The following is a 10,961-nucleotide window of genomic DNA, read 5'->3' as shown; positions in this document are numbered from 1 at the left end:
CATGGACTTTGGTATTGCAGGCAAACATGCGCTGGTATGCGGCGCCAGCAAGGGACTGGGACGCGGTTGCGCGGAAGCGCTTGCGGGCGAGGGCGTGCATGTCACACTGGTGGCGCGCACCGTGGAAACCCTGGAAGCCACCGCGGCGGAAATCCGGCAAAAGACCGGGGTGACCGTGAATGCGGTCGCGTGCGATATCACGACGCCGGAAGGCAGGGCAAGAGCACTGGCCGCCTGCCCGCAGCCGGATATCCTGATCAACAATGCCGGCGGGCCGCCGCCCGGCGATTTTCGCAAATGGGAGCGCGACGACTGGATCGCCGCGCTGGACGCCAACATGCTGACGCCGATCGAATTGATCAAGGCGACGGTCGACGGCATGATAGCGCGCCGCTTTGGGCGTATCGTCAATATCACGTCCAGCGCGGTCAAGGCGCCGATCGACGTCCTTGGACTGTCCAATGGCGCGCGTTCCGGCCTGACCGGCTTTGTCGCCGGCATTGCGCGCAAGACCGTCAGTCATAATGTGACCATCAACAATTTGCTTCCGGGCCAGTTCGACACCGACCGCCTGAAAAAGACGCTGGGCGCGGCTGCCGCCGCATCGGGCAAGGGCATGGACGAGGTGATGGCAGCCCGCAGCCAGCAGATACCGGCGCAACGCTTCGGCAATCCGGCAGAATTTGGCGCGGTTTGTGCATTCCTGTGCAGTGTGCATGCCGGATACATGACCGGACAGAATGTGTTGCTGGATGGCGGAAACTATCCAGGTACGTTTTAGTGTTAATGCTCGCATCCGATGTGTACCATCGAAGCTTGGCCACTTTCGACAACGAGTTTTCCATAGATAGAGGAAGCAGTGAAAAAACGTATCGCACTGATTGCACATGACAAGAAGAAAGACGACATGGTCCAACTGGCGTCCGAGTATGCCGATCTGCTCAGGCAGTGCATCCTGGTCGCCACCGGCACCACAGGCAAGCGTTTGCATGACGAAGTCGGTCTGACCGTTGAGCGCAAGCATTCCGGGCCCGTCGGCGGCGATTTGCAGATCGGCGCCGAACTGGTCGAGGGCAAAATCGATTGCGTGATCTTTCTGCGCGATCCGATGACGCCGCAGCCGCACGAGCCTGATATCAATGCGCTGGTGCGCGCCTGCGACGTGCATAACATCCCGTGCGCAACCAACGTCACTTCTGCCAGGATGCTGCTGTCGCAGATCGTTCCGCATCATCATCATCACAACTAACTCGATAACTGGAGCAAACATGGTCAAGGCGATTCGTATCAATTCCGTCGGGGGTCCGGAAGTCATGGAATATGTCGACGTCGAGGTAGGCGATCCCGGTCCCGGCGAAGCGCGCGTGCGCCAGGCGGCGTGCGGCCTGAATTATATCGACGTGTATTTCCGTACCGGCGCCTATCCCCAGCCGCTGCCGGCCGGCCTCGGCATGGAAGGCGCGGGCGTGGTCGAAGCCGTGGGCGAAGGCGTCAAGCACCTCAAACCGGGCGATCGCGTCGCCTATGCGGGACGACCCACCGGCGCGTATGCGGAAGCGCGCGTGATGCCGGCGTCGATACTGGTGAAACTGCCCGAGTCCATCGATTTCGAGACTGGCGCCGCGATGATGCTGCAGGGACTCACCGTGCAATACCTGTTCCGCCGGACGTTCCCATTGCGCGGCGGCGAAACCATCCTGTTCCATGCGGCCGCCGGCGGCGTCGGCCTGATCGCCTGCCAATGGGCGCGCGCGATCGGCGTCACCATGATCGGTACCGTCGGTTCCGATGAAAAGGCGGCGCTGGCGAAGGCGCACGGCTGCACGCATACGATCAACTACAACACCGAAAATTTCGTCGAACGGGTCAAGGAGATTACGGGTGGCAAGGGCGTGCCGGTGGTGTATGACTCGATCGGCAATGACACCTTCATCGGTTCGCTCGATTGCCTGTCGCCGTTGGGCATGCTGGTGAGCTTCGGCAGTGCGTCGGGTCCCGTTCCGCCGTTCGGCCTGAATGAACTGGCATCGCGCGGCTCGCTGTTCGTCACACGGCCTACCCTGTTTACGCACACGGCCAAGCGCAACGACCTCGAAGATATGGCAGCCGATCTGTTCAGGATGCTGGAAAGCCGCAAGATCAAGATCGACATCAATCAGCGCTATGCACTCAAGGATGTAGCGCAGGCGCACCGCGATCTGGAAGCGCGCAAGACCACCGGTTCCACCATCCTCGTGCCATGAAACCGAATGATCCGCATGACAATCCGATGAACCATCCCGACGAACAGCCGACGGGCGCTGAAGGCACGCCGAAATTCGGCCGCCTGCTGCTGGTTCTGATCGGCGCGGTGCTGCTGGTGGTGGCGATCACGCTGGCCTCGGAAGCGATGTATTCCTGAGCCCGCATTACGCCGGTTGATCGCGCACGCCATGAATGATCCAACTTCCAGCCGCGCGAATCCGATGCACGCGGTCCCAGCCAACCGTGTCGCGCTGCTGCATGCGCTGGCGTTTGCCGCTTTGCGACTAAGCGTGGCACAACTGGATGAATTTTCCGTGCGGTTAAGCAATGCGCTTGCCGCACACACATCCGTACTCGAAGGCAATGCAGCCATCGCCTGCAGGCATGCGGCAGTCAATCTGGATGCTCATCGCGCCACCTTTCACAAGTTTGTTGCCGAATGCCTGCAAGAGTCGCTCCTGCAGGCTGCGCAATCGACCGCCGACCACGGCATGGCGCCTGTTGCGAGCGGTGCGATGGATTTATCCCTGCTGAATTTTGAAGCAATGGAATCGCGGGTCTTGCTCGACAACCTGAGTCAGGCACTGGATGCATTCCATCGCGATAGCCTGACGGCGCTCAGCCTGCGTATTGCCAGCTGGCTGGATTCGGATGCCATCGGCATTGCGCAAAATCCGTTTCGTTCGGAAATTTTTTTATGCGGTGTCTCTGCCGCCTGGCTTAAGTTCGACCATGGCGGCGAGGCCCATCGTATCGTCATGCAGCAAATGCGTCCGGAAGTTTTTCTTTCGCTCGACACTATCTGGCAGGAACTGAACGATGAATTGGTGTCCAGGGGCGTGTTGCCGGACCTTGAAACCACTTATCGCAAACGTATCGTCGACATTGATATGGCGACCCCGTCCATCGATGTCCGGCTGCGTGCCTGGCTTGCCCCGGAAGGCGTACTCAACATCATTGATGCGCGCGTGACGGCTTTGATGGAGCGTATGTGCGTGCATCTCTTGCGCAACGAAGCCATTCCGGAGCGTGTGCGTAAGCTGCTCTTCCGCATGCGCGACCCCTTGACCCGACTCGCGCTTGTCGATACCGCCTTCATTTTAAATGAGAACCATGCGGTCAGACGGCTATTGCAGGAAATCATGGATGCCGGCCTGGGCGATGACGCGACAGCCGCGCCCGGCCACCTGCTGTATCGCATGCTGGAAAGTATCGTTACGCGCACAGAAACAGCGGTTGCCGCGCTTGCTGGCACAGCCATTCCAGAACAATCGACATTCGAGGCATTGGGCAAGGAGCTCAAGGCAACGGTGGAACAGTTCCACCGACGCGTGCAGCCCAAGCTTGCTGCGCAATGCGAGCAGGCGGTGCGCGAAGAAGAGCAATCCCATGCACATGCGTTGGCGCGGGCCGATGTGTTTGAAAGAATAGAAAACGGCGAAGTTCCAGCATTTCTGGAGGACTTTCTGCTTGGGCAATGGACGCGCGTGCTCGCATTCGGACATGGGGCGCGAAACACCAAGCCGGATGTGCTGCCCATGGTTCTGAACGTCATGGACGAACTGGTCTGGAGCGTGCAGCCGAAAAGCGAGCTCGACGCGCGCAAGGATCTGGTCAGTCGCTTGCCGAATATGCTGGCGATGCTCAATGCCTGGCTCAATGTGATCAAGTGGAACGGTCCGGAGCGCGATGCATTTTTCACAGATCTGGCCGAGCGGCATGCCGGCACCATGCGCGCGCCGATCGCCTCGTCGCCGCGCCAGAAGCTGGAACTGCGTATGAATACGGTGCAAAAGGCAAGCGAGCATCAGCTTACGCGTCGGGCACGCGAACAGCAGCAGGCAGCACTGGTCGGCTTTACGCCGCTGCTGGATCGGCTCGGTCCCAAAAGCTGGATGGAATTCGTGCGCAACAACGGCACACGGGTCAATTGCCGGCTGTTATGGATAAGCCCGCAACGCGGCCGATTCATCTTTGTCGTACCGGCCACTGAAGTCTTGTTTACGCTCAGCGATGAAGCGCTGGCTCAGGCGCTGCATGCCAACCGCGCCAATGCCATTGCAAGCAATACCTTGATCGGTCGCGCGTTCGACGACGCGCTGCAAGATCTGGGGATCAAGTAATGCCCGGCGCAAGCGACAACTTGCGCGGATTTATAGCGCTTACTTCTCCACTTTGAGTTCCACCAGATGCGGGACGCCGTTCTTGCCGGGAAAATCCGCAAAGGCGCTGCGCACCATGTAGGGCATGATCGCGGCCAGGGAAGGGTTCGTACCTTCGCTCATGACGGTCGTTTCATACAGTTTCTTGCCGTCGGCCATCTGCGACAGGGCAATGCGCAATTGGCGCGTAAAGAGTTGATATTGCGATACACGATGCTCGACAATTGGCGGCGAGAACCAGAATGGGTCGTAGAACGGCCCGTGGAATGGGCTGTAATAGCCACGCCATGGCGGACCGTACCAATGGGGATTGAGGATTACCGGATAGACTTCGCGCACATCGCGCCCGGAGATGCTGTAATTCAGCGATGCCTTTAGTGTCGGCTTGGTCGCTGCAGGGGCTTCCATGAAGCCCAGGCGGCCTAGTTCGGTACGGACCAGGTTTTCATAGTTACGGTATTCCAGGCTGTCATTCTGTTCCTTGGTCCGTTCAAACACATACGCCTTGCTCGGCAACGTTTCAGGCCATTCATGAAAAGCCGTGACGTTGCTTTTAATGGTACTGCTGGCGCAACCGCCCAGCAGCAGCGTCGATAATGCCAGCAGGTAGGTTATTAGCCATCGCTTCATGACTTTCTCCGGTATGGCAATGTCTCTCTATAGAAATTCAGATTAGGCAAGGTGGGTAAAAATTCCGTAATTTTTTGTAAGCCGCCTGCCGGGTTTTTCAATTGTCTGCTAGCGCGGATTTTCGAAAAAGATATAGTTCGAGCCAAAGTCGCTGACCTCGAAATACACTTTTTTCTCGCCCGGGTCGGCGATCATGTTGAGGTTTTCATCGAGCACGCCATAACCGAAGCGGTAGGAACGAGCGCGGCCGTCGTCGGTGCCGGAGGCGGTCGTCATCTTGTCGATGCGGATGAAACGGCGCATTAGTTTATCGCCCGCATAGAACTCCAGCACGCCGTTGGTGCCTGTCCAGTTCTGCACCGATCGGCTGATCTGGTTCTGCTGTTCCTGCGTGCAGCCGGTCAATAATGCAGAAATGGCAACTACGAAAAGCGCAAAGGATGATTTCATCAGGATAGGCTCCAGACCTGTTGGTTGGTAAAATGGCACATTGCACCATTATCTCGCGAAACAGACCTACTTCCTACTTATGCGTACCGACACTCCTCTTACGATTTATCGCAAGGATTACACGCCGCCGACCTACCGGGTCGATACCGTCGAAATGGGCTTCGATCTCGATCCCGATCTGACCCGCGTCGCGACCCGTCTCACGATGCGGCGCAATCCCGACAGCCGCAACAAGAGCCTGGTGCTGTTCGGCGACAGCCTCGAACTGGTTCAACTGCGCATGAACGGCAAGGAAGTCGGCAAGCGTGGCTATACGCTTACCAATGGTGTGCTCGAAATCCACAACGCGCCGGAGCAGGTCACGCTGGAGATCGAAACTGCGACGCATCCCAATCAGAACACTTCGCTGATGGGCTTGTACACGTCCAACGGTAATTTCTTTACTCAGTGCGAGGCAGAGGGTTTCCGCAAGATCACCTTCTTCCCTGACCGGCCCGACGTGATGGCGAAGTACACCGTCATGTTGCGAGCCGACAAGTCACGCTATCCGGTGCTGCTGTCCAACGGCAACCTGGTCGAGGAAGGCGATCTCGGCGACGGCCGCCACTATGCAGTATGGGAAGATCCATTCAAGAAGCCATCCTATTTGTTTGCGCTGGTCGCCGGCCAGCTTGTCTGCCAGGAAGAAAAATACAAACTGCAGTCGGGCCGTGAAGTGCTGCTGCAGGTATGGGTCGAAGAAGGTAATCTCGACAAGACCCAGCATGCGATGGATTCGCTGGAGAACAGCATACGCTGGGATGTGGAACGTTTCGGCCTGGAGCTTGACCTTGACCGCTTCATGATCGTCGCCGTCGGCGACTTCAACATGGGCGCGATGGAAAACAAGGGCCTCAACATCTTCAACACCAAGTATGTGCTGGCCAATCCGCGCATCGCGACCGACACCGACTATGCCGGCATCGAATCCGTCGTTGGCCATGAATATTTCCACAACTGGACCGGCAACCGCGTCACCTGCCGCGACTGGTTTCAGCTGTCGCTCAAGGAAGGCCTGACGGTATTCCGCGACCAGGAATTTTCCGCCGACCTGATTGGGACCGAGAGCGGCCGCGCGGTCAAGCGCATCGAGGATGTGCGCGTCCTGCGCCAGGCTCAGTTTCCGGAAGATGCCGGCCCGATGGCGCACCCGGTGCGTCCCGATTCCTACGTCGAGATCAATAATTTCTACACAGTCACGATCTACGAAAAAGGATCCGAAGTCGTCCGCATGTACCAGACCCTGCTCGGCCGCGACGGCTTCCGCAAGGGTATGGACCTGTACTTCCAGCGCCATGACGGACAGGCGGTGACCTGCGACGATTTCCGCGCAGCGATGGCCGATGCCAACGATCGCGACCTGAGCCAGTTCGAACTCTGGTACAGCCAGGCCGGCACACCGCACATCAAGGCCGACATGCAGTACGACGCCGGTATCAGGACCTATTCGATCACATTGACGCAATCCTGTCCGCCCACACCAGAACATGCGAAGAAACAGTCATTCCACATTCCGGTAGCGGTTGGTCTGCTCGATAGAAACGGCCGTGACATGCCTTTGACGCTGGAAGGCCAGGACAATGCCGATAACGGTTCTGCACAGACGACCTTGGTGCTTGAACTGAAAGAACAAAGCCAGACCTTCGTGTTCACGAGTGTGGCGGAACCGCCGGTGCCCTCCATCCTGCGCAATTTCTCCGCACCGGTGGTGCTGGACGTGGAGTATGCGGATGCCGAACTCGCATTCCTGATGGCGAACGATAGCGATGCCTTCAATCGCTGGGAAGCAGGCCAGCGGCTTGCGATGCGTCGCATGCTCGCGTTGTCGGCGGCGGTGCAGGGCGACCACGCGTTAAGCAATGCGCAGCTCGATGAAGGCGCGCTCGGCAATGCTTTCCGTGCCACGCTAAGAGACACCACGCTCGATCCGGCATTCTGCGAACTCGCGCTGACGCTGCCCTCTGAGACTGTGGTGGCCGAACAGATGGACGTCATCGATCCGCATGCAATCCACGCGGTCCGCGTATTCCTGCGCCGCGCCCTCGCATCCACTTTGAAGGTCGATTGGCTGGTGGCATACCAGTCCAACCGCACGCCCGGCACCTATAGTCCCGATCCAGTGTCGACCGGCAAGCGCGGCCTGAAAAACCTCGCCCTGTCCTACGTGCTGGAGATCGACGATGCCGACGCGCACCGTCTCGCACAAAACCAGTACGACAACGCCAACAACATGACCGACCGCATCGCTGCGCTGTCGGTCCTGGTCAACAGCACGGCGCCCGGCAGGGATGCCGCACTCGCACACTTCTTTGAAGAGTTCGAGCACGAAGCACTGGTGATCGACAAGTGGTTTTCATTGCAGGCCATGGCGCGCAACACCGATGTCGCAACCGTGCGCGAACTGATGAAGCATCCCGCCTTCACGCTCAAGAACCCGAATCGCGCACGCAGCCTGATCTTCAGTTTCTGCAACGGCAATCCTGCGCAATTCCATGCGGTGGACGGCAGTGGCTACGAATTCTGGGCCGACCAGGTGATCGCACTCAATGCCATCAACCCTCAAGTGGCCGCGCGGTTGGCGCGCACCATGGATCGCTGGCGCAAGTACGCACCGGCGCTACAGGAAAAAATGCGCGCCGCGCTGCTACGCGTGGCATCGGCGGGTGCGCTTTCCAAGGACGTGCTGGAGGTCGTTACCAAGTCGCTGGCCGAATAAGCCGGGACACACAGGACCGCTAAACAACCATATCAAGGCGTCGTCGCCGCAGACGGCGCAAACATACATCGCACCTTCCCATAATCATTACTAATGGAACGCCAATGAAACGAGTAAGCCTTACGCAATACCTGGTCGAAGAACAGCGCCTGCACAACAGCATCCCCGCCGAATTGCGGCTACTGATCGAAGTCGTCGCACGCGCCTGTAAAACGATCAGCCATGCGGTGAGCAAGGGCGCACTGGGCGAAGTCCTCGGCAGCGCCGGCAGCGAAAACATCCAGGGCGAAGTGCAAAAGAAGCTCGACGTGCTGTCCAATGAAATCCTGCTCGAAGCCAACGAATGGGGCGGCCACCTCGCGGCCATGGCATCGGAAGAAATGGAGACCATCCACCCGATCCCCAACCGCTATCCCAAGGGCGAATACATGCTGCTGTTCGATCCGCTCGACGGCTCCAGCAACATCGACGTCAACGTCTCGATCGGCACCATCTTCTCGGTACTGAAGGCACCGGAAGGCATGAAAGACCCGACCGAACAAGACTTCCTGCAACCGGGCAGCAAGCAGGTCGCCGCCGGCTATGCGGTCTACGGCCCACAAACCGTCCTCGTACTCACCACCGGCGACGGCGTCAACTGCTTCACGCTTGACCGCGAAATGGGCTCCTGGGTCCTCACCCAGCGCGACATGCAAATCCCAGTCGAAACCAAGGAATACGCAATCAACGCGTCCAACGCCCGGCACTGGTATCCGCCGGTCAAGCGCTACATCGACGAACTGCAAGCCGGCGACACCGGTCCGCGCGGCAAAAACTTCAACATGCGCTGGATCGCTTCAATGGTCGCCGACGTGCATCGCATCCTCAATCGCGGCGGCGTCTTCATGTATCCCGCCGATGCGCGTGAACCGGACAAGCCAGGTAAGCTGCGCCTGATGTATGAAGCGAATCCGATGGCATTTCTCGTTGAACAGGCAGGCGGTGCGGCGACTAATGGCAAGCAGCGGATCATGGATATTCAGCCGACTAAACTGCATGAGCGGGTGGCGGTGTTTTTGGGGTCGAAGAGTGAAGTGGAAAGGGTGACGGGGTATCACGCGGAGTAAGCAGCCGATGGTTGTTATCGGCTACGGACTTAGTGAATCGATTTAGGCTCATAGCCGGTGACTTAGGCGCCTAGCGGGACATGAAATTCTTTTGCTAGAATACGCGTCATCGCTGATGTAGCTCAGTTGGTAGAGCAACTGATTCGTAATCAGTAGGTCGGAGGTTCGACTCCTCTCATCAGCACCAATATCCATGCGGGTTAGCGGTCACAAGCTGCTAATCCGCATTTTGTTTTTGTGCCGCCGTTGCGCCATTGAGCAGTACGTCCACGACCCGGGCATGTTGCGCAAACTGTTCCGGCGCCAGGTGCGCATAGCGCTTCACCATCTCCGACGATTCCCACGCGCCCATTTCCTGAATCGCGTTCAGCGGCACGCCCTGTTGCGTCAGCCAGCTCGCCCAGGTATGCCGCAAATCGTACCAGCGGAAATCCTCGATCCCGGCACGCTGCAACGCCTTGTACCACGCCTTCGTATTGACCTGTGTGACCGGCTTTTCCTTGTAGGTGAACGCCGCTTTGCGGTGCTTGCCGATCTGCTTGGTCAGCACTTCCATCGCCGTGGCGTTGAGCGTGACGTGAATCGATCGTCCCGCCTTGGCCTGGTCGGCGTGGATCCAGGCGACGCGCCGCGTCAGATCCACTTGCGACCATTCCAGTTTCGTGACATTCGCGCGTCGTAACCCTGTTGCCAATGAAAACCGCACCATGTCTGCCAGGTGTTCCGGCAGTTCCTGGAGCAGGATGTTCGCCTGCTCCGGTGTCAGGTAGCGCACACGCCGCTTCGGTTCGCGATACAGCTTGACGACCGGCGGTCTGTCGATCCATTCCCAATCCAGCGTCGCCTTGCGCAGGATGGAACGGATCAGCGCAAGCACACGGTTTGCGGTGGCCGCAGTGCGCGTCTGCCGTTTCAGGGCACCGACCTTGGCGATCACATCGCGTGTCAGCTCGTCGAGATACTTGCCCCTGAAATGCGGCTGGATCCAGCGCAGGGTCGCCACATCCTGCTTGTGGGTCTTCTTGTGCTGGGTTTCCATCAGCCATTCATAGGCGGTTTCGTCCCACGTGCGCCGGGGCATTTCACCCAGCTTCGCGACACGCCATGATTCCGCTTTCAGCTTGTCATGGAGCTCTTGCGGTTGCTTCTTGTCTTCGGTTTCAGCAGAGCATCTAACGCGCTCTCCTTTTGGCGTGGTGAAATCGATCCACCACATACTTCCGCGTTTGTAGAGTGACATGGTTCCAGCTCCTTTCTCGGTGTCACCTGCAACGCTTGCCAAGAACCAGCATAGCGCGCACGCACATAGGCAACAAGATCATCCTCAATAAACAACCAGGCTTTGCCCGGCTTCGCGCCGGGCAAAGCCCCAGCTTGGCGCGGCGGCGCACTTCCTCCGGATGCATCCTGAGGAAGGCGGCGGCTTGTTCCAGGTCGAAGGTCTGCATCATCGCCCCAGATAGATAGAGGTAATCTATCTGGGCGCGCCCGTGACCCAGTTCAGCGGAGATCGTCAAACGGGCTTCCTTATCGATCCGTTTCTGTTCGGCGCTCAATTGCCTGGCGGTCGGACAGCCACGGGCCGGGAATTCCCAGCCGGTCAATTCCCGGTAG

At 58.6% G+C, this 10,961-nt stretch carries 11 protein-coding genes and 1 tRNA gene; 8 read left to right on the top strand and 4 right to left on the bottom strand.

Annotation, left to right across the window (positions count from 1 at the left end; all coding sequences use genetic code 11):
- Window position 1: 1 nt before the first annotated feature.
- From D3871_RS16900 to D3871_RS16885, 5 genes are all read left to right on the top strand, one after another.
- Window positions 2–781 carry an SDR family oxidoreductase gene (locus tag D3871_RS16900; RefSeq protein WP_119770288.1) on the top strand — a complete coding sequence of 260 codons (780 nt, stop codon included), beginning with the start codon at window positions 2–4 and terminating at the stop codon, window positions 779–781.
- Between the two features lie 78 nt (window positions 782–859).
- A complete protein-coding gene (locus tag D3871_RS16895) occupies window positions 860–1,249 on the top strand; it encodes a methylglyoxal synthase (protein WP_119770287.1) in 390 nt (129 codons plus the stop codon).
- Window positions 1,250–1,268: 19 nt separating this feature from the next.
- A complete protein-coding gene (locus D3871_RS16890) occupies window positions 1,269–2,243 on the top strand; it encodes a quinone oxidoreductase family protein (protein ID WP_119770286.1) in 975 nt (324 codons plus the stop codon).
- Window positions 2,240–2,401 (top strand): hypothetical protein, encoded by a 162-nt coding sequence (locus D3871_RS30520; RefSeq protein ID WP_199724831.1) that lies wholly within the window; start codon window positions 2,240–2,242, stop codon window positions 2,399–2,401. The genes D3871_RS16890 and D3871_RS30520 overlap by 4 nt, the downstream gene beginning before the upstream one ends.
- A gap of 31 nt (window positions 2,402–2,432) precedes the next feature.
- Entirely contained in the window at window positions 2,433–4,367 is a 1,935-nt protein-coding gene (locus tag D3871_RS16885) for a DUF1631 family protein (RefSeq protein WP_119770285.1), read from the top strand.
- Between the two features lie 39 nt (window positions 4,368–4,406).
- On the opposite strand, the gene D3871_RS16880 is transcribed toward D3871_RS16885, so the two are convergent.
- Window positions 4,407–5,036, bottom strand: a complete 630-nt coding sequence (locus D3871_RS16880; protein WP_119770284.1) for a DUF4136 domain-containing protein — start codon at window positions 5,034–5,036, stop codon at window positions 4,407–4,409.
- Between the two features lie 108 nt (window positions 5,037–5,144).
- Window positions 5,145–5,486 carry a hypothetical protein gene (locus tag D3871_RS16875; RefSeq protein ID WP_119770283.1) on the bottom strand — a complete coding sequence of 114 codons (342 nt, stop codon included), beginning with the start codon at window positions 5,484–5,486 and terminating at the stop codon, window positions 5,145–5,147.
- Window positions 5,487–5,565: 79 nt separating this feature from the next.
- Here D3871_RS16875 and pepN point away from each other — a divergent pair, with 79 nt between their 5' ends.
- From pepN to D3871_RS16860, 3 genes are all read left to right on the top strand, one after another.
- A complete protein-coding gene (pepN, locus tag D3871_RS16870; protein ID WP_119770282.1) occupies window positions 5,566–8,241 on the top strand; it encodes an aminopeptidase N in 2,676 nt (891 codons plus the stop codon).
- 104 nt (window positions 8,242–8,345) lie between these two features.
- On the top strand, window positions 8,346–9,347 hold the full coding sequence (locus tag D3871_RS16865; protein WP_119770281.1) for a class 1 fructose-bisphosphatase: 1,002 nt from the start codon (window positions 8,346–8,348) through the stop codon (window positions 9,345–9,347).
- A gap of 111 nt (window positions 9,348–9,458) precedes the next feature.
- Window positions 9,459–9,534 (top strand) — tRNA-Thr (locus D3871_RS16860).
- A gap of 30 nt (window positions 9,535–9,564) precedes the next feature.
- Here the strand turns inward: D3871_RS16860 and D3871_RS16855 are convergent.
- Both D3871_RS16855 and D3871_RS31880 read right to left on the bottom strand, forming a co-directional pair.
- Window positions 9,565–10,587 carry a tyrosine-type recombinase/integrase gene (locus D3871_RS16855; RefSeq protein WP_119770280.1) on the bottom strand — a complete coding sequence of 341 codons (1,023 nt, stop codon included), beginning with the start codon at window positions 10,585–10,587 and terminating at the stop codon, window positions 9,565–9,567.
- A gap of 22 nt (window positions 10,588–10,609) precedes the next feature.
- Window positions 10,610–10,951 (bottom strand): hypothetical protein, encoded by a 342-nt coding sequence (locus D3871_RS31880; protein WP_199724830.1) that lies wholly within the window; start codon window positions 10,949–10,951, stop codon window positions 10,610–10,612.
- Window positions 10,952–10,961 lie beyond the last annotated feature (10 nt).

The organism is Noviherbaspirillum saxi, from assembly GCF_003591035.1.
GTDB classification, from domain to species: Bacteria; Pseudomonadota; Gammaproteobacteria; order Burkholderiales; family Burkholderiaceae_D; genus Noviherbaspirillum; species Noviherbaspirillum saxi.
The sequence above is the reverse complement of the archived record's forward strand: the minus strand, read 5'-3'. Positions and strand labels throughout refer to the sequence as shown.